Genomic DNA, 24,568 nt, shown 5'->3' on the forward strand with positions numbered 1-24,568 from the left:
GTTAAAACTTTATAAGGGTCAAGTGGGAGATGGAAGAATGAAGAGTTTTAGGACACTCTATCACGTAGCACATAGTATTTTTAGCTATGTACTATTAAAAAGTGATACTTCCTAGAAATAAAAGTAGGGATGCGATGAAATCGCATCCCTAAGTATTAATACATATCGACAAAGTGCTGAAGTCGTTCAATATAAAGTAATACAACTGCATCTGTTTTGCTCGATGTGTGGATTAAATTATTCGCCAGCGATTCTGGACACTTACCATGTGTAATTTTATTAGTACATATCTAAACCCCGCGTTTGTTCCCCCATATAAGCGTATGGAGCTGAGGTAATACCCTAACGTCATTCATGATAGATGAATTGACGGTCAAATCAACCAACCATTCATACCGATTTAGTAGAGTAGACACTAGCAGTTCATTTTCAGTCGTCGTCGTATCATCGTTTCCTGTCTGTAAAAAGAAAGGAAAAGCCGGGTAACGTTGGTGGACGGCTTCGGCAAATTTGAAATCTACTTCATCAAAAATGACGATCTTCAAACTAGCAGTCGTATTAAGCAGTTTCTCCATAAATGTATCCAGTTTGCTGAAATCTGTTGCCATTCCAGAACTAGGTGGTTTTGGAGAAAGGGTAATATCATCGATTTCCAACAACCAATCCTGCCAAAAAGAAGCCTGCGTTTCAACCGCAACTTTCCAGCCTTGTTCATGGCATAAATCAACAAGTTCCCCGATACCTTTATGAAGCGCAGGATTCCCACCTGAAATTGTTACATGTGAAAATGACTGCCCACCAATTGCTTTAAGTTCTTCTATAATTTCAATAGGTTGTTTCGAAACGCTCTTTCCTGAACCATCCCACGTGAAACTGGAATCACACCACGAGCATGAATAATCACACCCTGATGTCCGAACGAACATCGTTTTCAATCCCATTACCATTCCTTCACCTTGAATAGTTGGTCCGAAAACCTCCATCACAGGAATCTTCATACGTTCTCCTCCAGTTTGGGCCGGTAGATGACGTAGCTTGTTGGCGTTTCACGGACAATGACCTGAAGACAGACTGCTTTATTGCTTCTCGTCTGCAGAACTTCCTGAATTGAATTATAAATCTGTTCAGCTAATTTCTCGGTTGTAGGGAAGTTAGACTTAAATTCAGGATGATCATTCAATACGGAATGATCATATTTATCATGAATGAGGGTTTTGAGTTCCTTGAAATCAATCAGAAAACCAATTGAATCCAATTCATTTCCTCCGATTGTTATGTTCAAATAGTACGTATGCCCATGCATCACTTGGCACTTTCCAGCATTTTCACTTGGAATGTAATGCGCCGCCGAAAAATGCATGTCTTTGTTAAGTTCAAAACGAAACGAGTGCTGAACTTGTGGGTAAAATTGCTGCATCATTCGGAAACACCTTCAGACTTTTTAGTAATGTAAGCAGTTAGTCCATCATTTCGTAATACACAAGCTGGACATTCCCCGCAGCCTGAACTTGGAATTCCGTTGTAGCATGTAAGTGTTTTGTGCTGTACAAAATCGAGTGCACCTAATTCATCAGCCATTGCCCAGACCTCGGCCTTATCCAGCCACATTAAAGGCGTATGGATAACAAAGCGCCCATCCATTGCTAAATTCAACGTGACATTCAATGACTTAATAAAATTGTCACGGCAATCAGGATATCCGCTAAAATCAGTTTCACTCACACCCGTTATTAAGTGCCGGGCTCCAATCGCATCAGCATAGACAGCCGCAAACGACAGAAATAGATGATTCCTTCCTGGAACAAAGGTAGAAGGTAATTCACCATCTACTTCTTTTACTTCGATTTCATCACGTGTCAAAGCATTAGCAGATAGTTGGTTAATAAGACTCATATCGAGCAGTTTAAACGACACACCGAGCTCATCCGCAATTTTTCTTGCACATTCAATTTCCGCTGAATGGCGCTGACCATAATCAAACGTAACCGTCGCAACTTCCGCGAAATTTTTCAATGCCCAAATTAGACATGTCGTACTGTCTTGGCCGCCACTGAATACAACGACTGCTTTTTCATTTTTCATAGTAAACATCTCCTTAGTTTTTTTGAGAGGGAGTTTTCGAACCTCTTTTTCGAACAATGTTAATAATAGCATAGGAGTAGAAGCTACTAGTAGTAGTTTCCACTTTAAATAAAATGATATATTTATTCAGTATTTATATACCGATTGAATCCTAATCAATTTCAATATATAAAATGTGATTTGTTGGTACATTCATATGTATAAAGGGAATAGACATCACCAAGGATCAAAAACGGGAAACATAAAATATATAGGATTAGTGCCGATTAACTCCACAAATTTTTATGATTTATGTATTAAAACGCTTTTTTAGCAGAAGATAATAACGAATCTTAACAATTACCGGGAAGAGTGTTTTTATGGTGCCCATTCGTAATGATGTAATCCCTTTAAAACTCGAAACGGTATTGCGGATTCAATAATTGTTCGAAACTGCTTATTAAATAAGGGAGGTGTTAAAATAATGAGAACGATACAACGAATTGCCTTGGCTTTGGTAATAATTGGAGCAATCAACTGGGGCTTAATTGGATTTTTTAAGTTTGATTTGGTAGCATCACTATTTGGTGGACAAGAGGCGTTTTTATCACGGGTGGTTTACGGTCTGGTTGGGTTAAGTGGATTGGCTTGCTTGGGTATCTTATTTAATCCAATCGAAGAAACAGTCGCAGATAAAGAACCCAATCGTCGAGGCGTTAATAATCTCAGTTACGATACTGAATTCGGTGAGGAAACAGATATTGCGAAGTTGCGCGAGTCTTCTAAGAAACCCATTGATGAAAAGAATTCAGCTGACACAAGAAAGCAGGATTCAACAGACAATAAAAAATAAAGGAAGCTGAGCAAAGTTGTGGCATTTGAAAAAACATCCCAGCCTATGTCATATTGACAAGGGCTGGGATGTTTTTTAATGCATTACCTATACTTTTTCGAAGGTATTAATATAAATTGGTGTCAATTTTCATTAATAATTTCTTCTACTGTAGATTCAACTTCAGCTCGTGACATTTTTTCTTTACCACTCTTAAGCGTTTTTAATGTTGTTTTTGCCAAGGCAAGTGGGATTTTACAGAATAAAAGAATGTTTTTAGTGTCTAATGACTCTACATAGGCATCCGCTTTTTCCAAGTTCTTTGTTGCATAGGAAAACATGTCGTTACGGTCCCAACCATCGGGAATAAAATGAACACCGCGATCAGCATCTTCCTCTTGATTGCGGAGCATATTGACTGCCTGCAAACCACGTCCGTACCCGATAGCTAATTCACGATCTGTTTTAGTGCCATCATACATCTCCCATATGTCCGAAAGCATAACACCTACTAATCCTGCTACATAGTATGTATATTCATCTAAATCTTCTTTGGTTTTAACTAACCAATCCTTCTCGACCCATTTCGCCATTCCGTCTGCCATAATACTTGTTGACTCTTTTACCTTGTCCATAATATTTTCCGGACAAAAAGATAGCCAATCAGCCAGCCTTAATGTTACTTCAGGTAAAAGGTCCTCATAAGGCTTTAATAGTTGTTGGTAGGCTGCGCCATCAAAGTCTGCTTTTAAAAGTTCGCTTGTTGAGCGCAAAAGATATTGCTTCGTCTCCGATTGTAATCCTTCGTGATCTTCAATTTCATCAATTGCTCGCATACATAAATATGCTGATCCTACAGACTTTCTTAATGTTGGATTTAGTAATTTGATGGGGATATAAAAGGTTCTACTTGTCAACTTAAGGATGTGCATGGCTTCTTTATTTAACTTTGCTTCATTAATCAATGAAATGATCCCCCTTTCACAATGAGGTTGTTAATGTTTTAACGCCAAAGATAGAAAACAATCAATTACTCGGATAGTGTCTCAAGTTATTCAGATTGTATTCGCTCACAATATACTTGGATCGTATAATCTTTATTGTATCATGGACGGCAGTAATACGTACAAATAAACTCAGCCTACAACTTAAAGGCTGAGTTTGGATTATATTGCAGTAAACTTCAAGTTGATGTCGTAATGTGCAAAAAAGTCAAATTATTATTTCGTGTTCTTCTTTTTAGCGGCATCTTCCAGTTTACTTTTTGGATCTTTTGATAGGTCAGTATCTGCATAACCTTGGGGTGTTACACTAGTCGCTTTCTTACCCTTATCGTTATTTTTGTCTTTCTCCATTTTTTCACCCCCAATTAAAATGAATTGCTATATGTGATTTTTCCTTGTCACTTCATCTGGATTTGTATCACTGTAGATACTAGTTCCAAGTCCGCCACTCTTGGCAATTAATTCTTTTACTTCATTATAAGTTAGGCCCGAGTTTGCATTTTTTCTTTTTACGTCTTCAATATCTGTTCCAGATACTGTATAAGTTCTTTTGTTCGAATTGCTATTTACGGTCAAAAAGTCACCTCCATTTTGTGTATACTTATGTTCTCTCAATTCAGGATAATTATTCAGGGATTTATTGTCATTGGTGCAAGTGACTATATGGGACACTGCTTCGGAAATACACTATAATTGTCTAGAGTGAAAATCCAAAACACGAAAAAAGGTAATTGCTGATTTATTGGACCAACAATGTAGTTCGTCTTTTAGCCGCATTTTACAAATGAGAAATCAATATAAAATAATCGTATAAGTCATAATGAAAAGTCAGTAATCTGAATAGGGATGCTGACTTTTCAATGTTTATAGTTATCAGATTGTGAAAGAGGGCATGCTAATGAAACAAGATTCATCCACACTTAAGGTAATGCGGTGCGGACTAGGCATGACGGATAATGCCCGCAAAGGAATAGCGAAATTGACAATGGACGAATATGCATTTTTTTCGATGCAAGAATCCTTTTATGTATATATTGAAAAACGACCGAATAATAGACAGGGAAATATGTCTTTTTCAATTTACTTTGATAACGTAGCGAATGAAGTTTTATCAAAACGTCTAAATGATAGAGTGGCCGTAATGGAATGCGTTTATCTAAATGAAAGTTTTTTGGCAACCGGTTTTCAAGTTAGGGGAAGGAAAGAACCCGTCCAGACAAACAGACGTCTTCCAGCACGCTTGAAATTTCTAGTAGGGCGTAGCACAGGTATTGCAATGCCGATTGATCTTTACACAAGCATTCGAGAATTGCCGATTGCACAAGAACGTTCGGAGTACGTGAAGAAAAGAATTGCCGGCTGGGAAGGCTATCTGCGAGTAGAGGAAAGAATTGCCGATGTCGATGATTTGACGACGCCTTTTTCACACGCATCTTTGAATGCAGACTTCAGTAAATTGACCATTCGATGTAAAGAACTAAAAGGAAATGAATGGAATACGATTAATGGTTTCAGTGTTAAGTTGAAAGGACTTCAAAATGAAATTGGAAATGTTATTAATACGAGTAAGGGCAAAGGGATTGTAGAAATCGAATTGAGTCGCAACTATAAAGAGATGGCTCGCCGGAATGAATGGAATCCGAATACATATAAGGAAGTAGTATTTAGTAACTTTGCTGCGCTTAGCCAGGTAAGGAGACTTCGAAAGGGGTTCAAAGATCTACAGGATGGACTTGCTGCCAATGCAAACTTGGAGAGGGTACTTTTTGAAGAGCGGCCAGTTGTACGTATTTCCAAGAAACAACAGAATCTTGTTTTTCATAATGAACTTAACCAGTTCCAGAAAGAAGCAGTCACTGGAGCAATGACTTCAAATGATTTGTATGTTATTCAAGGACCACCGGGTACAGGAAAAACGACGGTTATTTCAGAGATATGTCACCAGAATGTCAAAGCAGGCCTGCGTACTCTCGTTGCCTCCCAAGCAAACCTTGCTGTGGATAATGCACTCGGAAGACTTCTATCTCATCAGGACGTCCGAATTTTACGTTATGGTCGAACTGAAAGTATTGAAGAAGAAGGAAAAAAGTTTATTGAAGAAAACGTAGCTATAAACTGGAAAAACGTGACGTTAAATACCATCAATGCAAAACGCCAGTCGAATACAAATAGAGAAAGACAAATAAATGATTTGTTAGTTAATCATAGCGTAAAGTTAACAGAAATGAAGAATGAATTGGTGTCTTTAGACAAAAAAGTTGAATTGAAGGAAGCCGCTCAAGAAGAATACATAACTAATTCATTGACAATGAAAAAGCAACTTACTAATCTGAAGAGCTTGAAAGAAGAAAGTGATAAGTTGGTCGAAATTCAGTCTGCATTCATCCAATCTGGAACGACATTAACCAGTGAGGTTAATCGACTTGAAGAACTCGTCTTATCGAAATGCACAAGTATAACTACAGCAGGGCAAATGGAAAAATTAGAACTACGAATAGAGAAGCTTCAATACTTCATTAGCTATAGTCAAACAGTAAATAAGATTGACGAGATGAATAGGTCCATTGAGGCCCTCCATAAAGAAGCACAAATAATAAATAACAAGAAGAAGCGACTTCATGTATTTTTGGAGGATATTCAAAAAATCACTAAAATAGATCGTTTACAAAAACAGATGGATTCGTTTGAAATTATTCCACACTTCAACACACAGTGGAAAATTACCGAGTTAAATCAACTGATTGCCACTATTAAATCTGAAGCTGCCGACGTTGGATACAGTGAGTGGCAAGAACTTTCACAGCGACTATACAATGCCATTGAAATGATAGAGCGTTTATTGAAAGATAATGGTTTTATTAAGAAAGAATTGAAAAGAACAATTAATGATAAATATAGTTCTATTAAAGAAATTCATGGCCTTATTGACCGTGTAGGTAAATTTCTAATTCACCCATCTACCAAGAGCAGCCTAGAAACGCGTAGCTACTCTGCACAAAAATATGACAATCTCGAAAAAATAGCAATTGCACTTGAAATGTTATATGAAAGAAAGAGATTTTCAGAATTGCAAGAAGCAGGTTTTGAAAAACAAAATCAAATTAAGATAAACTCGAAAAAAATGTATTCTGTCATAAAAACCGAAATTAGCGAACAGACGAATCAATCCATAGTGGAAATAAGACAAGAAAAAAAAGCAATCGACTTAATTGCTAATAATCACCAAGCTGAGATCATCAGTCTTCAGCAAACGACCATGAAACTTTTAGAAAAAGTGGAACCCTTTGACGAAACCATGACAATCAGTTCTGCAATAGAGGAATTGAAGAAAAATGAGATCCTTTTTTCGGATTATAATGAGAATAAGAAGGATATCGAACAATATAAAGATGAATTAGAAAAGAAAAAGCATGAAAAGAGAATTAATGCAGAACATTATTTAGATACTTCAAAGGCACTTGAAGATATTAGAGATAAAACTGAGGCATTGAGCAGCAATCTCATGAAGTTGGAAAAAGTAATGATGACCTTGGATAAGCTATTGGATGAAAATCCTGAAGAAATCCGTAAACAAGTTTTAACTACCATTCAAACCATTTCGACTGAAGTAGAAAAACTTAAAGTAGAAAAAGAACGACTACCAATAACAGATAAACTCCAAAAAGAATGGGTTTCACTTCTGACTAATGCGACTGAATATGATTTAGATGAAATACGAAAACTGTATGTTAAACACGCAAACGTAATTGGTACAACCTGTGTTGCGTCTGCACGGCGTGATTTCATGGAGGAGTATCCTACTTTCGATGTAGTTATTATCGATGAAGTTTCCAAGGCGACGCCGCCAGAACTACTTCTCCCAATGTTAAAAGGGAAAAAAATCATATTAGTTGGAGATCATCATCAGTTGCCTCCGCTCATGGGACAAGCAACTCTTGAAGAATTACTTGAAGAAAGCAACAGTCATGAAGAAAAGAATGAACTGGAAAAGCTTTTGAAAGAATCATTATTTGAACGTCTTTTCAGAACGTTGCCAATACAAAACAAAACGATGCTGGGTATTCAGTACCGCATGCATGAAAGTATTATGGAAACAATTACGCCGTTCTATGAAGAAGGGAATTACAGTCTACGCTGCGGGTTAACTGATTCGGATTCCTTGCGTGATCATTTGCTTGATTCCCACTTCGTGAATAGAAAAGATCACCTGTTATGGTTTGATATGCCGAACGAACAAGAGTATTTCGAAGAGAAGGTCAAGGGCGGCACAAGTCGTTTCAATCAAGCTGAACTAAACATGACTTGTAAAATATTGAAGGATCTAGATATGGCTACTGAGAAGGCCAAAACCTCTGGGCTAATGAATCGAGATACTAAAAAAAGTGTCGGCGTAATTAGTTTCTACGGTGAACAAGTCAAAAGGATGGATCGGCTAATTCATCAAGAGCTGATACCTCAACATTTAAATTGCAGAACCGGCTCGGTTGATAAGTTTCAAGGAATGGAAATGGATGTCATTATATTGAGTTTTGTTAGAAACCATCGGGAAAAAGGTGGAGATATCGGTTTTGCGAGAGATTATAGACGTTTAAATGTAGCGTTATCTCGAGCACGTGAACTACTCATTATTGTAGGGAGTTCAGAAATGTTTACAGTACAGACGAAACATCCTAGTTCCAGGAAAATGTACGGGCGTTTACTAGAGAATATCAAAATGAAAAATGGCTTAAGAGGTCTAGATGGAATTGTTAAATCGTAATTTGATGGATGGAGGTCCCAGGTTAATGATTGAGTTGAAAGCGCGGTTAACTAAGGAACTTCAGCAAGACATCAATCTAAAAGTAATGGGTTCTCTAATTTGGAATCTACCTATACATTTAATTGAAATTGAATATAAAACGGTAATGCGAACTAAAATGGATATACTCATGAAAATGATGTTGATTGCATTTGGAAAAGCTGAATTTTCGACAGTAGAAGAATTAAGTGAAGTTCTTCTCGTAGAACAGCTCTTTATTAATGATTTAATCGATAAAATGTCCAGAACTGGTGTAATTGAAAAGAGAGAAGGCTTTTTTTCATTGACTGAAGCCGGGATTGAACAGCTGAAGAAAGGGATTTTTGAACATGAACCAGAAAAAAATTCGACACAGACGCTCTATAGTCCTAGTCATTCAGCGTTTTTGATAGGCGAAATGAAAAATAGTGTATATGAAAATGCTGAAGTCTACCGTTATTTTATTGATTTTGATGAGAGGGATTTAGCAGTTATAGAAGATGACTTATTAATAGAAGCGCTTAAAAAGAGTGGTGTTGAGTCAGGTGAAGGAAACGTTCAAGTCATCGTTTCAGAAATTATATCTGCATCTGACTTTGCAACTGAATCATCACAATGTATAGAATTTCATTTGTATAACAAATCTGAAGATACATTATACGCGCGTGTTTGGAATATACTAACAAGTCACTGGGATGAGGTAATCGAAGCACAATTAAATGAAAAGGAACGAAAAAAGTGGCGGGAAACTTATTTGGCATAAGTTAACTAGCCGGTCTTTGTCCTTAGAACATCGTTTGAACCAAGTATCACAGAAACTAATCACATAAATGCATGTATAAAGTAGCCTTGCTCACTGTAAAAGTGATCAAGGTTTTTTGTTTTTGATTTACATGATATTTGCTGCGGCAACTTTATCAAAAATAGTTTGCATCTTTTCGTATATCAGCGCATATACTAAATAGTTCAATGACTTTATAAGGAAGCTTATATATTTCCTTCTACCGTTTTGTCTTTACAAATTAGGCGATTATAATTCGGTTATTCAATTGTTCAATATACATAGTTGATAAATGCTGAAATTTAAAAGTGATAATAAAAAATATTCAGTATATTGTAACTATTTGAGGCTATCAAACGTCTAATATGGACACAATCATTTTAGAAAAGAGGGGTAAACTATGAGAGAAAAGAAAAGATTGTTAATTGCTTCAGTTGCGATAGTAATTGGGATTGGATTGTTTACACCATCTTATACATCAATGGCAGCCGAACAAATTGAATCGCAAATTAAAGTTGGACAAATTATTAAAGGCACTGTATTAGAAAATTGGGGTAATGAAATTATAGTTAAAGGAGATGACGGTAAACGCTACCATGTAGGACTCTATAATTTTGAAGAAGAACAAATTCAAAAGATGAATGTTTCTATCGGTTCCACTGTGCAAATCGAAGGAGAAATACTGTCTAGCTTTTCGGAATTATATGACTTCAACTATTTTGTGAAAACATTACCCGAAGGAGTAACTGAAGATGAAATCAAGAAGTTAGAAAAACTTTATAATAGAGTCATGGTTTTGGAAAAAGATGAGTTATGGGAAGAGTCTGGGAAGGTCTGGGTTAAAATTAATGAAATAACAAACCCATATTATCTGAAGAACTGGGAGCCGGAACCTTTTGATATTTATATCAGTATGTTTGAATATTCTTTTTCAAGTGACGACTTGATACAAATGGAAGAGCTTTATAACCAATGGATTACGCTTGCAAAAAGTGGTCAAGAAGAAGAATCAAGTAGTAAGTTGAATCAACTATTTGAAATTGTCGGCAACTATTATGTGGAGCCAACATTTGATGAATATATTGCAAGCATGGATATGATTATTCCGATTGAAGATTATCAAGTGATAAAGAACTTATATGAAGATGCTCGTCAGGCAAATATAGATGAAGATGAACAATTATCGATGGCTAAATGGGAAGCCTTTGACTTAGCGATGCGTCCCTATTACCGTGCCGCATACCCAATGCCGACATTTGAAGAACAAATGTCTTACAATGATTTCGAAGTCTCGGATGTAGACTTTTCTAAGCTAAAGCAGATTTATGCAACTATCCTAGACCTGGAGCAGAGTGGTAAATATGATGATGTAGATAGCCAGTGGCAGCTGTATTACTCTATTTTAGAGCCTTATTATACAATTAATGAAAGTATCCCATTTCGTGCTTTACAAGTTATTGCAGATGATAAAGTGAAGCGCTGAAAAAAGTGTGTAGATTGAAAGTATCAAATCGGTATATAAATATGAATATGTTATTGTGATAAACAGGTAAAATGAATTTCCTCGAATAGTAGTTAATAGCCAGTAAAATTATTCAATTTGTCATTGAATAATTTTACTGGCATTTTTATTTTACAAAAAAATGTACATAGTTAGAAATCCACAAATCATTTGATAGAACTTCTAAGTGGAAGTTCTTTCAAATGAAATTCTTTCCTGTATTATTACAGTATGGTAGACAGTTTTCTGATACTTCATTAGGAATCCTTGTAGAAAAAACGAAACGTAGTTGGCTATGACAACAAAGTCGGAAGTATCTATGTCAAATTGTAGACCTGTGAATTCTGTGCTCGTAAGAATAAGGAGCATGACTGAATTTGATAGTGTCGGAAGAATTATTTTTGGAAGCGTCTTACAATCAATAATTAAACTTAGGAGTGTGTGGAAAATGAAAAACTATCTAATGTATATTAACGGAGAATGGGTTGGGGAAGATCTTGAGAAGCTAGAAGTTAAGAATCCAGCGAATGGCCAAGTTGTGGGTTCAGTCCCAGTTGGGGGAGAAACTGAAACGAATCAGGCAATAGATAGCGCACATGAAGCCTTTCAAACTTGGTCCCAAACGACTGCATATGAAAGAGCCAAGTATTTAAAAAAATTGAATGACCTTATATTAATAAATCAAGAAGAATTGGCACAAGTGATGACGATGGAAATGGGCAAGCCGATTAATGAATCCAGAGGAGAGGCTGCTTCAGCCGCTACATATATTGAATGGTATGCGGAAGAAGGTAAACGTATATACGGAGAGACAGTCCCTTCCCATATTGCTAATAAACGTATGCAGGTATGGAAAAAACCTGTCGGAGTTGTTGCGGCAATCACGCCATGGAATTTCCCAGCAGCCATGTTAACCCGTAAAATGGGACCTGCTTTAGCGGCTGGCTGTACAATTGTAATAAAACCTTCTGGTGAAAGTCCCTTGACAGCGGTTAAACTTATTGAGTTATGTGAAGAAGCTGGGTTTCCGAAGGGTGTAGTTAACCTAGTAACAGGATCTTCATCGAAAATAGGAAAAGCGATAATGGAAAATGACAAAGTACGGAAGGTAACGTTCACTGGATCTACGGAAGTCGGTAAATTGCTAATTCGACAAAGTGCGGATCAAGTCAAACGCCTATCGATGGAACTCGGAGGACATGCACCAATCATTATTTTGGATGATGCGAATTTAGAAAAAGCCGTAAAAGGTGTAATTGCATCTAAATTTAGAAATGCAGGTCAGACTTGTGTTTGTGGAAATCGAATATATGTGCAATCGGGTATTCATGATACATTTTTGGAGAAATTTACGGATGCAGTGAAGAAATTAACTATAGGCGATGGCATCAATGAGGAAACAGATATTGGACCATTGATAAATCAGAGTAGTGTGGACAAAGTAACAAATCAAGTAGCCGATGCTCTCTCAAAAGGTGCTTCTCTATTAACTGGCGGAAGTGCGTTAACAGATGAAGGTGGAACTTTTTATACACCTACTGTGCTAAGTGGGGTTAATCCATCCATGGTTATTATGCAAGAGGAAACGTTTGGGCCTGTAGCACCTGTTCAGAAATTCGAGACTATAAAAGAGGCTATCCAATTAGCGAATGATACAAATTATGGTTTAGCAGCCTATGTCTTCACTGAAAGTGTATCTAAAGGCACGCTTTTAATTGAACAACTGAATTTTGGAATTGTTGGCTGGAATGATGGTACTCCTTCTGCTGCTCAAGTTCCATTTGGGGGAATGAAAGAGAGTGGAATTGGTCGCGAAGGCGGTCATGAAGGACTGGAAGCGTTTTTGGAGACGCAGTACGTATCGATTGGGATGGATTAATTCTAGGTAAGTATTATTTATATAAAGATTTTAAAATACACTCACATATACATCTATTAAACATGAAAATCAGCCAATTATTAAAATGGCTGATTTTTTTCTTATTAAAATAATTTGGACTCAGATAGGTTCACCAAAAAAAATTTACTAAATGACCATAACCTTCTTGTAACATTAAATAGGATGAACCATAGAGCTGCACTGTTAATGCTCTTGTCTCTTGATTAACTCTAATTTTGAATATCACTAGTTGCCCACAATAAACCTATTTATTATAACTACTCACTTTCTATGAGTTTTAATGTTTCCCCGATTTTCAAAACATATAACCGTTGTTCATCCAAAGCATTTTTCTTCCATTCATTTAGTAAGCGGTCAAGGGCTTCTTTTGGTGTGTCATCAGCTAAACGAAAAGCACCGTAATGCATAGGAATCATGGCATTTGACCGGGTATCTAAGAATGCCTTTACAGCTTCTTCCGGGTTGACATGCTGCATTTCCATGAACCATTCAGGTTCGTATGCACCAATTGGCATGAGACAATAATCAATTTCGTATTTATCCCCAATATCTTGAAAACCTTTGAAATAACCACTATCCCCTACAAAGTAAAGTGTATAGCTAGTTTCTTGTATGATCCAACCACCCCAATGTGAGGTATTTGTATCTGTAAGTGTCCTTTTTGTCCAGTGCTGTGCAGGTACAAAAACGAATGTTAGGCCATCTAGCTGTTTTTCATCCCACCAATTAAATTCAATGATTTGTTTAAAACCTTTACGTATGAAACCTTTTTTCAATCCTTCTGGTACAAGAAATTTCGGATTGCCCAGTAACTTTTTAATCGAAGTGTAATGGAGATGATCGTAATGGCTATGTGAGATCAGTATATAGTCGATTGATGGTAAATCTTTGATTGCTATTCCTGGAGGCATGAGACGCTTCTCGGATCCAAGCCTGTTCGCCCACACAGGATCTGTGAGGATATTGAGACCATTCAACTGAATGAGAAATGTAGAATGTCCAATCCAGGTAATCGTGGGAATTGACCGATTTGTTTGGAGAAAAGTTTCATCAATATCCTTCGCCACTGGAATTCTATATGATAAATCCTTCTTTTTTGATAATCTTTCTTTTCTCCAACGAATTAATTCTTTGAACGATGATGTTGCAGTGATACCTATGTTTTCATAGCGTCTCTTTTTCAATGTAAACCACCTCTTCGGTTTGGAAATGGGGAATTATGTTATACATTAACTATAACTAATATTTACCGTACTACCAAGTTAAAGTCACATGGATAAAATTTATACATTTTCTGTAAGCGGAAACTAGTGAAATCATAAATGGACAATATGAAAAAGCGATCAGTCAGATATCTAAATGACTAATCGCTTTTTGTAGTATTTATTAATGCCTAAAGTTTGTTCTGCGATAACTCCATTGTTGGTATTGAAAACGTATAAAACAACCGATGCAGAACCCTAGTATTGCGATAAGTGCAGCCAGACCAACCATAACTGTAGCAATATTAAATAACAAGGACCACTTTAATAGTGAACTAACACTTGCTATTATTAGGAATCCGACAGCCAGCCATTGGTTAAACCTTAATTGAGCATAGTCTTCTTGAACGTACTGATTTGCGGGTTTAGTGAGCAATCGTTTAACAATTACCAAAATAGGATGGAAGCCTGTCAATAAACTTGATAGGTTCGCGATTAAAGGGATAAGTAGTATCCAAGCTGACTGTGTCAAAAGTGCAATAATTACCGCCAATACAATTGTCCATTGATTTACCATAACTAAAGGCTTCGAAATTGTTTTCATTTTAAACCTACTATTCTTATTGGATTTTATATAATTATATATCTAGTTAATCAAATTGTAAAACGTTCAAGCATCTAATCAGCATGTGAAATTGTGAGTTACAATGCATAATTCAGAGTCGGAAAGGACATATTGATAATTAAAAAAGAACTTGAAGTATTAATCATAGGGGGATCTCCATGACAACTATAGTCAGGATAACCAATGTAGAAATAAACAATCTGAAAAATGTAAAGAGAGGTGAATTTCATACAAATTCAACTTTCGATACTTTGGAAAAAGCTGATGTCATAGGATTTTATGGTCAGAATGGTTCTGGAAAAACAGCTGCGGTAGAAGCTTTCAACCTACTAAAAACGTTGTTATCAGCCCGGCACGATGCATCACTTCCTAAAATAACATTTAACTTACTCTATTTTGGAGAAAAGGCAATTCGATTGGTTTTTCGATTTATTGTGGAAAACAGTTTTGGTGAATTTTACGTTAATTATTCCGTTTCCTTATCTGCAGGAAAATCGAAATATCAGGTGCTTGAAGAAGAAGTGGTATACCGAAAAAACAAAGAAGAAGACCCATTCAAACTTTTGATTTCAAAGAAAGAAAACAATATCGTCATTGGAAATAGAAAAATTCATGAAATGAATGAATCTGACAGAGTCTCCGTTATTGTTGCCAATCGGTTGGCTGCGAGTAACTATACGTCTCTAGTTTTTAGGGAAGAGCTGAAGGAAGTTTATAGCAACGCCCTTGATGAACATGAAGTCGAAATTATTAACAGTCTATCGCTAAACTTTAATCAGGACTTACATGTAATTGACACGATTCAATATGGTTTGTTAGTCGCTAATCTTGTCATGCCATTTAGTGTTCATTTGGAAAAAAAACGTGGTCATATACCATATGAAATGACTGACACAATGGTGTTGCCAATCGATTTATTTGAAACAATAGATCAAGTGGTTACCCAAACGAATATTGTTTTACAGACAATAATTCCAGGTCTTCGAATAATAGTTAGACAAATCAATAAACAGAAGTTGAGTGATGGCAACGAAGGGATTCGCTTTGAGTTTCTTGCGAGAAAAGGGGAGATTGAACTACCGCTACGAAGCGAGTCTGAAGGTACTTTGAAAATCATTTCAATTTTAAGTACATTAATAGCCGTTTACAATAAACCAAACGCTTGCGTAGTGATTGATGAGTTGGATGCGGGGATTTTTGAGTATCTACTTGGTGAAATATTGGAAGTATTGAATGAAAATGCACAAGGACAACTTATTTTCACGTCACATAATTTGCGTATATTAGAAGTTCTCCCCATTCGAAACTTATGGTTTACGACACTAAACGAAGAAGACAGGTACCATCAACTAAAAGGCGTTAAAGAGTTGAGCAATGCGAGGGATGTCTATTTACGTGCTGTACAACTAGGAGGACAGGAAGAAGCAATATATGAAGAAACAAGTTTGTTCGATATTAAAACAGCGTTCCGAAAAGCAGGAAAAGTACATGACGAATAGTAAAAAGAAAGTTGTAATATTAATTGTCGAAGGAAGTTGTGAAGAGGTTTTACTATATAATCGGTTGCGCATTCTCTTTGAGCAGCATAATATACGATTCCATATACAGCGTGGTGATATTTTATATGATTTAGACAAGCCGAAAGAACCAATCAAGTCTGTAATTGATAATGCTGTGAAAGAGTTTATGATAAAAAGTAAATTTCGCATCGATGATATATTTTGTGTTGTGCATATTACTGATATGGATGGTTGTTTTATTCCAGAAGAGGCTATTATTATAGATGAAACACAAAAAGAACTTACAGTTTATCATACAGATCGAATTACTGTGCCCCATGATAAGCAGAAACAGCAAATAGCAGTTAGGAATGTGGATAGAAGTAGAAATATCAATGAGATGAAATCAGCAGATAAAATACTTTCTGGAGAAATCAATTATCGGATGTACTATTTTTCAAGAAATTTAGAGCATGTTTTATTTGAAAATCTGAATCCGGAAAAAGGTGGGAAATTTCCTGAAGTGGAACGTTTTATTGAACAGCTTGAGATTCCGATTGAAGAATTTCTGCAGGATTCAATGCCAGAATCGAAAGGAATCGATCCTTATTCGGAAAGCTGGAAAAGAGTAACTGTGGATACAGCATCACTGCAAAAATTCAGTAATGTGCCTTTGTTATTTGAATTCATAAAAGTACAATCCGAACAACTTTGAGGTTATTGAAAGTCGTGCGAGTAATCTACTGGAAATGCTCATAATTAGTGTCCATAATCATGAACATTAGCGTATAAAAGATGTGTAGTATGGCAATACTGATGTATCACTATGCGATTTTAGAAAGGAGAGTCTAATTTTGAGCGAGAAAAAACCTCAGCATGAACAGATGACGACTAAAAACAATGGTTTGAGTTCGATGCAAGAAGTGGTGTATCATGAAGAATTTAAAAAAGCAGATAAAGCTATTGAAAGTGGAGAAAAAAAGGATAAAGAAAATAAAAAAGGCTAATTTGTCAGGAAGAAAATTGATATAGTTTATAGAGGATCAAAAAACGATTGCAATATAACTGCAATCGTTTTTTGAATTGATAAAATTATTCCTGTTGACGATAATACTCATCGATTGGAACAAATAGACCTACATTGCCATACGTATCATCGTTAGATGTAGCGAATACGATGCCAATCACTTTACCATTACGATTAATAACCGGACTGCCGCTGTTCCCACGATAGACAGGGGCCTTCATCATAACGACAGGTATATCCCAATCTGGTAGTTTTAGATAATCAATAATCTTTCCTTGGTTTGCAATGCCAGTAAAGCTTAAAGGATTTCCAATGAAGTAAACGGATTCGTCATCTCCAAACTCCGTTTTTTCGGCGAGTTGTAGAAATGGGAAATTACTACCTTTCACTTTTACTACAGCGAGATCGACGGATGGATATGTATGTATGACTTCAGCATTGAAACGGCCCTCATTTGGAAATAGAACCGTTACTGAATCATTACCTTCGACAACATGGTAATTTGTAAGGATTATTCCATCATTTGATATTGAAAAGCCGGTGCCTTTGCTGTCTTCTGTCTTAATAACAACAACAGACTTTTTATATTCCGTGATATTATCTTGTTGGGATAGTTTTGAGGATGTTATTAAAAAGTCAATAGCAGGAATCGAATAGATTTGAAAAATCATTCCAAAGGTATTGAAGAACAACACGATTGAGATGAGCCAGAAAAGCCATTTTGGAAAGGGGCGTTTAATTTTGTGGTTCTCTTTCTCTTTTGTCGCTCTTATAAGGGCTTCACGTTGTGCTTCTAAAACGAGTACTTGTAATTCTTCGTCTTCTATTTCTTCCAAAATGTCTTTATCTTTCAAATCACTCTTATGGCTATCATTTAAGTCCACAAGTTCACACCCTAACCATTATCATTATAGTCATTATACACATCTGCATGAACTGCGATTTTCATATGGAAAAACTCTATTTCAATATCATTTTTCTTCGTTTTCAAAAAAGCGTTATTGAAACGTCGTCAATTAATGATTCTCTCTGGATGAGTATACAGGTTGAAGGAGTTTTGTCGAACAAAGCCGATAATGGTAATGCCGAGTTCTTCCGCCAGTTCAAGCGCCAGTTCGGTAGGTGCTGACTTTGATAGTACAATTTCACAGCCGATTTTTGCTACTTTCAATAAAATCTCAGATGAAATTCGACCGCTAAACACAATAACTTTGTCGCGTACTGGAATTTTATTTTTCAAACAATGCCCATATATTTTATCCAATGCATTATGTCTACCAATATCCATCCTTGATAAAACAATACCGCTTGGTTCACACAAAGCAGCATTATGGACGCCGCCCGTCTGGTGGAAGAGGTCTGCAGTTCTATCCATCTCCTCCATCAAGAAGAAACAATCTGCGGGTGTTAGGTTAACATGGATTTCTGTCATCTTTTTTGCTGTCAATGCATCGTTGGCGAACACAAATCCTTGTCTACTCATACCGCAACAAGAGTTAATGTAGCGCTTGTTCAATAGTTTTTCGTAAAAGGGATACATTTTGACAGTTTTGATATGAACGACGCCCACCTCTTCCTGCACCCAAATTTCTTTGATATCATCATACTTAGGAATGACGCCTTCAGAGACCAAAAACCCAACAGCCATATCCTCGATGTACTCAGGCGAGCAAACGATTGTGGCAAATTCTCGATCGTTGATTTTGATGGTGACTGGATGTTCGACTACAACTAAGTCTTCTTGTTTAGAAAATTGTTCGTTTGAATAACGAGAAACAGTCCGTTTCTTATCTAGTTTCAACTATCTTTCCTCCCTCATGGCCAATATTTCGGTCGAAAAGGAATACGGATACAGCAATGTCATCTTCAAATTTGATGTCCGAGAAAAGGTGGACAAACTTAGCACCGACGAGCTCTTCCATGCCTTCAGGTGGTGATTTTTGATAAACTTCCTGGATCATTCGAGTCCTTGCGGTATGGACCATTTCTTTTCCTTCCTGTGTACCAGCAATAAAATTTTCGGTCGGTGTCAAATTCCCATAAAGTGTGGAAATTATCATATTATCGACAAAAACCGTGTGGATTCTTTCAGGACCTTTACCAAATAAATCTTTTCTAAGCTTTCTGATGATATCGTTAAATTGATGTATCTTTTTCGACATTTATTTATTCCTCCTTTGTAAGTAAAAGTAAAACAGATTAATAGAAAAAGTAATGATTGATTATTCTTACATGTTCAAATATACTAGTATCAAAGAGGGCGGTACAGTATTAACTGCTGTGACGTTATTGAACGTTATGAAAAAAATGGATTGGTAATTTAACATGTCCTGTTAGAAGACTATTCCACTATGAAAGTGCACTTGTCAAGTTAGTGTATTTTTTCATGGTGGTTTTTTATTGATAAAATAGGAGGCGCCAATATGCCAATTAAGATTAACGGTTCCGAATATGACTTCGTGGAAGGCAAGACAATTCTTGAGGTGATCAATCATTATCAAATTTCTCATCCGCAAATATGTTACTTACCAGAAGTAGACCCAATTGAGACGTGTGATACGTGTATCTTGGAAGTGGATGGTCTTCTAGTGCGTGCTTGTTCAACAAAAGCAGTTTCCGGAATGAACATTGCGCTTTCTTCGACTCGAGCTAAAGAAGCCCAGACCGAGGCGATGGATCGGATTCTCGAAAACCATCTGCTGTATTGCACAGTATGTGATAACAACAATGGCAACTGTAAAATACATAATACAGTGGATATGATGGAGGTTGAACACCAAAAGTATCCTTATGAACCAAAGTGCACACAAGATAGTGTAGATTTTACGCATCCGTTTTACCGATACGATCCGAATCAATGCATTGCTTGTGGTCAGTGTGTGGAGGTATGCCAAAACTTACAGGTGAATGAAACCTTGTCGATTGATTGGGAGAGGGATCGTCCAATAGTCCTGTGGGATGGGGGAGCGAAAATCAACGACTCATCCTGCGTTGGTTGTGGCCACTGTGTTACCGTATGCCCTTGTAATGCGCTAATGGAAACCTCAATGCTTGGCGAAGCTGGTTTCATGACGGGGCTGAAAGAGGAGCTTCTAACGCCGATGATTGAACTAGTTAAAGATGTTGAGCCAGGGTATAGCGGAATTATGGCAATCTCGGATGCAGAAGCAGCGATGCGCGATACGAGAACGAAAAAAACGAAAACAGTTTGTACATTTTGCGGTGTTGGCTGCTCATTTGAAGTGTGGACAAAAGACCGGGAAATTTTAAAAATTCAGCCGGTTTCAGATGCACCGGCCAATGCGATTTCTACATGTGTTAAAGGGAAGTTTGGATGGGATTTCGTTAATAGCGACAAACGAATTACGACGCCACTTATCCGTAAAGATGATTCTTTTGTAGAAGCTACGTGGGAAGAAGCACTGAACCTGGTTGCACAGAGACTCGGAACAATCAAAAAAGAGTATGGAAAAGACGCTGTCGGAATCATTTCCTCGTCGAAGATTACGAATGAGGAGAACTATGTGATTCAAAAGCTTGCCCGTCAAGTTTTTGAAACGAATAACGTCGACAACTGTTCACGTTATTGCCAATCCCCAGCAACGGACGGCTTGTTCCGTACAGTTGGCATGGGAGGGGACGCTGGAACAATTAAAGATATTGCTAGTGCAGGTCTAGTGATTATTGTTGGGGCTAACCCAGCTGAAGGACATCCTGTACTGGCCACACGTGTAAAGCGAGCTCATAAATTACATGGGCAAAAACTAATTGTTGCTGATTTACGAAAACACGAAATGGCGGAACGCTCGGATATTTTCATTAGCCCGAAGCAGGGGACAGACCAAGTGTGGCTAATGGCAGTTACAAAATACATGATCGATAATGGATGGCATGACCAGTCATTTATTGATGAAAATGTCCATTACATGGAAGAATTCAAAGAAGTATTAGAAAAATATACACTTGACTATGCCGAAAAAGTTACTGGAGTGTCGAAAGACATGCTCATTCAAACAGCTGAAATGATTCGTGATGCTGACGGTACTTGTATTCTTTGGGGAATGGGAGTGACACAAAATACTGGTGGATCGGACACTTCAGCTGCAATATCCAATTTGTTGCTTGCGACTGGTAACTACCGTCGATCCGGAGCAGGAGCATATCCTCTTCGCGGGCATAATAATGTACAGGGTGCATGTGATATGGGATCACTACCAGGATGGCTTCCAGGGTATCAGCACGTTACTGATGATACAGCGCGTCAGAAATTTGAGAAGGCTTACGGCGTTAAAATAGATAGTAAGCCAGGGCTCGATAATATTCAGATGCTACATTCCGTTGATGACGGAATTATGAAAGCGATGTATATTGTAGGTGAAGATATGGCGCTTGTCGATTCTAATGCGAACTACGTACATGACGTCTTGTCTAAACTCGACTTTCTCGTGGTACAGGATATCTTTTTCTCGAGAACAGCACAATATGCAGATGTCATTTTACCAGCGGTGCCATCACTTGAAAAAGACGGTACATTTACAAATACAGAGAGACGCGTACAACGTTTATACAAAGCACTACCAGAACTTGGCGAAGCGCGAGCGGACTGGTGGATTGTTCAAGAAATCGCTAATCGACTAGGTGCAAAATGGAACTACAGTCATCCTAGCGAGATTTTTGCGGAAATGGCAAGTCTCTCACCAATATTCTCTCAAGCAGATTTTAGTGTGATGGAAGGCTGGGATAGCTTTTTATGGGGCAGTTTTGACGGTGCTAGCACACCACTCCTATACGTGGATGGTTTTAACTTCCCGGATAAAAAAGCACGTTTTGCTTTGTCAGACTGGGTTGAACCTGTAGAGTTTCCAGAGGAATATGATCTTCACATTAACAACGGACGTTTACTTGAACATTTTCACGAAGGTAATATGACAAATAAATCAGATGGGATACAAGAGAAATTGCCCGAGGTTTTCGTTGAAATTTCACCAGAGCTTGCGAAAGAACGCGGCGTGTTAAGTGGTTCTCTCGTCCGTCTAGTTTCTCCATATGGAGCATTGAAGTTGCCGGCTCTCGTGACGGACCGCGTCAAGAACAATGAATTATTCTTACCGATGAACTCGGTTGAAAAAGAATCAGCCATTAACTTCCTAACTGGTCCCGCTGTCGATCAGCGTACAAATACGCCTGCTTATAAACAAACGAAGGTACGAATGGAATTACTTCAAAGAGGCGGTGGAAACCCATTGCCTAAGTCGAATCACCGTAATAAAAGTCGTCATCCACAAAATGGTGTAGAAGTGGAGCGTAAATGGGCGCGTCCAGGATATGTTCAATTAACTGATAAAGAGTGAGGTGTGTTGAATGGCAGTACCCATTACTTCTATTCGTATAGAAGAACTACCACTAGAAGAAAACAAAAAGAAGAAATTAGATGAACTGCAATCATTGATCATCCAACAGGATCAAGCTCTCAATAAAATACTTGAAATTACCGGTGAATTGGACAATGCAGGAGTTTTTGATGCCGTGAAGGCAATGGTGAAAGCGAAAGATGATATTGCTAAAATTGCGGTAGACCAAGTGTCGAAGGAACCAGTGACTAATCTCATTAATCATATGCTTAATGCAATATCGGTGATTTCATCAATTGACCCTCAACTTACCGCAAAGCTGGGAGTTAGTATTAAAAGTGGTCTGCATGAAGCGGAACTTTATAAAGACAACGAACAGAAGGTGACTATTTTCCAGATAATGACGGCTTTAAACGATGCTGACATTAACCGAGCTGTTAAATTTGGTTTAGATTTTATGAAAGGAATGGGGAAGGAATTAGCCGGTGACGATTAAGCTGCATGTTTATAATACGATAAATTATTAGTGTCATTTGCATAAAAATAGCTCCTTCCAAACGACGACACGTCGAGGAAGGAGTTTTTGGAGATATAATCTTGTTATTAAATGAAGATAAGTGTTGATACTAGTTAGTAATCAAAAAGATCCGCTTAATTTACTTTGGTACGAAAGTTTTACAATCCGTTTCTTCACTGCTTGAAGCTTGTTTACCCTTTTGACTGACAACATAAATTGAATTAGCTCTACATTTGTTTCCTGAACCCCAATATTTACAGTTCTTCACTTCGCACAAAATTTCTTGTGACATCGTAACACACCTCCTTTTTGTTATGATGAACAGAATTGATAGGAACGATACCTTTTAAAAACTGTACTCTTTTTTAATAATTTATTTTCTGAAAATGTCGCAATTACAGATTTCTGAATGAGAACAGATATGGATTTAAAGCAGAATTTATCGTAAGTTAAATAAAAATCATTGCTTAGAAGTTATGTATGAAGCATAATGTACACTTAGCGAAATTAACCATAGGAGTTGTTCATAAATGTCTATTGATAAAAAATCGGAATTACAACTTAAAAGTCAGGGAAAACAATCAGAGAACAGAGGTATCCTGTTGGTGAAATGTCCGGAGAAACCGGGAATTGTATCAATGTTGTCGACGTTTATACATAATCACGATTCCAATATTATCGAATTGAATCAATATTCAAATGACCCGGAAAACGGTACTTTTTTCATCCGGATTGAGTTTTATTGTGAAAGTCTGGTTAATAAGTCATTAGAAATGGAAAAGAATTTTGAATCGGTGGCTGCTAATTATTCTATGAACTACCATTTTGTATATGGGAATGAACGCAAACGGACAGCTATCTTTGTTTCAAAAGAGACTCACTGTTTAATGGAGCTTTTATGGGAATGGCAAAATGGCGACCTGAACACAGACATAGTTGTTGTTATTAGTAACCATGAGCATGCGCGTGGAATCGTTGAGTCATTAGGTATACCATTTAAATATATTCCCGCAAACAAAGACATTCGAAAAGAAGTTGAACAAGAACAGATTCGCCTAATGGAAGAGTATGATGTTGATTTATTGATACTTGCTCGTTATATGCAAATTCTTACGACTGATTTCGTCAGCCGTTTTGAGAATCAGATTATTAATATTCATCATTCTTTCCTTCCTGCATTTATTGGTGCACGACCATATGAGCGTGCATACGATCGTGGTGTGAAACTAATTGGGGCGACATCCCACTATGTAACGAATGATCTTGACGAAGGTCCCATAATTGAACAAGACATTGAACGGGTAGACCACCGTGATAGCATCATTGATTTGAAGAAAATAGGTAGTCGGATTGAGCGTCGTGTTCTTGCGAAAGCTGTAAAGTGGCATCTTGAAAATCGAATTATTGTAGAAGGTAACAAAACAATAGTATTTCATTAAAAAGTGATTGCAGCTTCTAATCCCCAAAATTAAATAGACCAGTTTCAAATTT

General features: G+C 37.2%; 23 protein-coding genes and 1 riboswitch. Of the genes, 11 read left to right on the forward strand and 12 right to left on the reverse strand.

All coding sequences use genetic code 11. The features are described from left to right. Positions 1 to 290: 290 nt before the first annotated feature. Genes queE through queC form a run of 3 tightly spaced genes read right to left on the reverse strand, consistent with a single transcriptional unit; the run spans position 291 to position 2,082 of the window. Complete coding sequence (queE, locus tag AC25Y5_RS09815) at positions 291 to 998, reverse strand: 7-carboxy-7-deazaguanine synthase QueE (protein ID WP_488140112.1); 708 nt, start codon at positions 996 to 998, stop codon at positions 291 to 293. Then, positions 995 to 1,420 carry a 6-carboxytetrahydropterin synthase QueD gene (gene queD / locus AC25Y5_RS09820; RefSeq protein WP_488140113.1) on the reverse strand — a complete coding sequence of 142 codons (426 nt, stop codon included), beginning with the start codon at positions 1,418 to 1,420 and terminating at the stop codon, positions 995 to 997. The genes queE and queD overlap by 4 nt, the downstream gene beginning before the upstream one ends. After that, positions 1,417 to 2,082, reverse strand: coding sequence for a 7-cyano-7-deazaguanine synthase QueC (gene queC, locus AC25Y5_RS09825; RefSeq protein WP_482100708.1), 666 nt, complete (start codon positions 2,080 to 2,082; stop codon positions 1,417 to 1,419). The genes queD and queC overlap by 4 nt, the downstream gene beginning before the upstream one ends. A 7-nt stretch (positions 2,083 to 2,089) precedes the next feature. Next, positions 2,090 to 2,133, reverse strand: a riboswitch (PreQ1 riboswitch). Positions 2,134 to 2,545: 412 nt separating this feature from the next. On the opposite strand from queC, the gene AC25Y5_RS09830 reads away from it, so the two are divergent. After that, positions 2,546 to 2,914 carry a DUF378 domain-containing protein gene (locus AC25Y5_RS09830; RefSeq protein WP_488140114.1) on the forward strand — a complete coding sequence of 123 codons (369 nt, stop codon included), beginning with the start codon at positions 2,546 to 2,548 and terminating at the stop codon, positions 2,912 to 2,914. A 122-nt stretch (positions 2,915 to 3,036) separates the two neighbouring features. On the opposite strand, the gene AC25Y5_RS09835 is transcribed toward AC25Y5_RS09830, so the two are convergent. The 3 genes from AC25Y5_RS09835 to AC25Y5_RS09845 form a co-directional block, all read right to left on the reverse strand. After that, the gene (locus AC25Y5_RS09835; RefSeq protein WP_488140115.1) at positions 3,037 to 3,858 is read right to left on the reverse strand and encodes a squalene/phytoene synthase family protein; all 822 of its coding nucleotides are present in this window, start codon (positions 3,856 to 3,858) and stop codon (positions 3,037 to 3,039) included. Positions 3,859 to 4,113: 255 nt separating this feature from the next. Beyond that, a complete protein-coding gene (sspL, locus tag AC25Y5_RS09840; protein ID WP_488140116.1) occupies positions 4,114 to 4,248 on the reverse strand; it encodes a small, acid-soluble spore protein L in 135 nt (44 codons plus the stop codon). 27 nt (positions 4,249 to 4,275) lie between these two features. Continuing rightward, entirely contained in the window at positions 4,276 to 4,473 is a 198-nt protein-coding gene (locus tag AC25Y5_RS09845; protein ID WP_488140117.1) for a gamma-type small acid-soluble spore protein, read from the reverse strand. A 322-nt stretch (positions 4,474 to 4,795) separates the two neighbouring features. On the opposite strand from AC25Y5_RS09845, the gene AC25Y5_RS09850 reads away from it, so the two are divergent. From AC25Y5_RS09850 to AC25Y5_RS09865, 4 genes are all read left to right on the forward strand, one after another. Next, positions 4,796 to 8,656: an AAA domain-containing protein gene (locus AC25Y5_RS09850; protein WP_488140118.1), complete on the forward strand. Its 3,861-nt coding sequence runs from the start codon at positions 4,796 to 4,798 to the stop codon at positions 8,654 to 8,656. Continuing rightward, positions 8,637 to 9,437, forward strand: coding sequence for a hypothetical protein (locus AC25Y5_RS09855; protein WP_488140119.1), 801 nt, complete (start codon positions 8,637 to 8,639; stop codon positions 9,435 to 9,437). Before AC25Y5_RS09850 ends, AC25Y5_RS09855 begins: the two co-directional genes overlap by 20 nt. A 418-nt stretch (positions 9,438 to 9,855) precedes the next feature. Next, positions 9,856 to 10,938 carry a hypothetical protein gene (locus AC25Y5_RS09860; RefSeq protein ID WP_488140120.1) on the forward strand — a complete coding sequence of 361 codons (1,083 nt, stop codon included), beginning with the start codon at positions 9,856 to 9,858 and terminating at the stop codon, positions 10,936 to 10,938. A 466-nt stretch (positions 10,939 to 11,404) separates the two neighbouring features. Further along, the gene (locus tag AC25Y5_RS09865; protein ID WP_488140121.1) at positions 11,405 to 12,835 is read left to right on the forward strand and encodes an NAD-dependent succinate-semialdehyde dehydrogenase; all 1,431 of its coding nucleotides are present in this window, start codon (positions 11,405 to 11,407) and stop codon (positions 12,833 to 12,835) included. 278 nt (positions 12,836 to 13,113) lie between these two features. On the opposite strand, the gene AC25Y5_RS09870 is transcribed toward AC25Y5_RS09865, so the two are convergent. Continuing rightward, on the reverse strand, positions 13,114 to 14,040 hold the full coding sequence (locus AC25Y5_RS09870) for an MBL fold metallo-hydrolase (protein WP_488140122.1): 927 nt from the start codon (positions 14,038 to 14,040) through the stop codon (positions 13,114 to 13,116). Positions 14,041 to 14,242: 202 nt separating this feature from the next. Continuing rightward, on the reverse strand, positions 14,243 to 14,662 hold the full coding sequence (locus tag AC25Y5_RS09875; protein ID WP_488140123.1) for a DUF4395 domain-containing protein: 420 nt from the start codon (positions 14,660 to 14,662) through the stop codon (positions 14,243 to 14,245). Positions 14,663 to 14,841: 179 nt separating this feature from the next. Here AC25Y5_RS09875 and AC25Y5_RS09880 point away from each other — a divergent pair, with 179 nt between their 5' ends. The 3 genes from AC25Y5_RS09880 to AC25Y5_RS09890 all read left to right on the forward strand — a co-directional run bounded on the left by AC25Y5_RS09880 (position 14,842) and on the right by AC25Y5_RS09890 (position 17,189). Continuing rightward, positions 14,842 to 16,182 (forward strand): AAA family ATPase, encoded by a 1,341-nt coding sequence (locus tag AC25Y5_RS09880; protein WP_488140124.1) that lies wholly within the window; start codon positions 14,842 to 14,844, stop codon positions 16,180 to 16,182. Next, a complete protein-coding gene (locus AC25Y5_RS09885; RefSeq protein ID WP_488140125.1) occupies positions 16,172 to 16,897 on the forward strand; it encodes a hypothetical protein in 726 nt (241 codons plus the stop codon). The genes AC25Y5_RS09880 and AC25Y5_RS09885 overlap by 11 nt, the downstream gene beginning before the upstream one ends. A 139-nt stretch (positions 16,898 to 17,036) precedes the next feature. Then, complete coding sequence (locus AC25Y5_RS09890) at positions 17,037 to 17,189, forward strand: YfhE family protein (RefSeq protein ID WP_488140126.1); 153 nt, start codon at positions 17,037 to 17,039, stop codon at positions 17,187 to 17,189. An 85-nt stretch (positions 17,190 to 17,274) separates the two neighbouring features. Here the strand turns inward: AC25Y5_RS09890 and AC25Y5_RS09895 are convergent, their stop codons facing one another. The 3 genes from AC25Y5_RS09895 to AC25Y5_RS09905 form a co-directional block, all read right to left on the reverse strand. Continuing rightward, positions 17,275 to 18,093 (reverse strand): S1C family serine protease, encoded by an 819-nt coding sequence (locus AC25Y5_RS09895; RefSeq protein ID WP_488140127.1) that lies wholly within the window; start codon positions 18,091 to 18,093, stop codon positions 17,275 to 17,277. Between the two features lie 128 nt (positions 18,094 to 18,221). Continuing rightward, positions 18,222 to 19,010: a formate dehydrogenase accessory sulfurtransferase FdhD gene (gene fdhD / locus AC25Y5_RS09900; protein WP_488140128.1), complete on the reverse strand. Its 789-nt coding sequence runs from the start codon at positions 19,008 to 19,010 to the stop codon at positions 18,222 to 18,224. After that, positions 18,997 to 19,371 carry a Na-translocating system protein MpsC family protein gene (locus AC25Y5_RS09905; RefSeq protein ID WP_482105209.1) on the reverse strand — a complete coding sequence of 125 codons (375 nt, stop codon included), beginning with the start codon at positions 19,369 to 19,371 and terminating at the stop codon, positions 18,997 to 18,999. Before AC25Y5_RS09905 ends, fdhD begins: the two co-directional genes overlap by 14 nt. Positions 19,372 to 19,632: 261 nt before the next feature. On the opposite strand from AC25Y5_RS09905, the gene fdhF reads away from it, so the two are divergent. Beyond that, positions 19,633 to 22,560 carry a formate dehydrogenase subunit alpha gene (gene fdhF / locus AC25Y5_RS09910; RefSeq protein WP_488140129.1) on the forward strand — a complete coding sequence of 976 codons (2,928 nt, stop codon included), beginning with the start codon at positions 19,633 to 19,635 and terminating at the stop codon, positions 22,558 to 22,560. Positions 22,561 to 22,570: 10 nt separating this feature from the next. Beyond that, positions 22,571 to 23,056, forward strand: a complete 486-nt coding sequence (locus AC25Y5_RS09915; protein WP_488140130.1) for a helical membrane plugin domain-containing protein — start codon at positions 22,571 to 22,573, stop codon at positions 23,054 to 23,056. A 160-nt stretch (positions 23,057 to 23,216) separates the two neighbouring features. On the opposite strand, the gene AC25Y5_RS09920 is transcribed toward AC25Y5_RS09915, so the two are convergent. Next, positions 23,217 to 23,369, reverse strand: coding sequence for a DUF1540 domain-containing protein (locus AC25Y5_RS09920; RefSeq protein WP_488140131.1), 153 nt, complete (start codon positions 23,367 to 23,369; stop codon positions 23,217 to 23,219). A 238-nt stretch (positions 23,370 to 23,607) separates the two neighbouring features. On the opposite strand from AC25Y5_RS09920, the gene purU reads away from it, so the two are divergent. After that, the gene (gene purU / locus AC25Y5_RS09925) at positions 23,608 to 24,516 is read left to right on the forward strand and encodes a formyltetrahydrofolate deformylase (protein ID WP_488140132.1); all 909 of its coding nucleotides are present in this window, start codon (positions 23,608 to 23,610) and stop codon (positions 24,514 to 24,516) included. Positions 24,517 to 24,568: the final 52 nt, after the last annotated feature.

The sequence above is a fragment of the Sporosarcina sp. Y1011 genome, assembly GCF_057669885.1.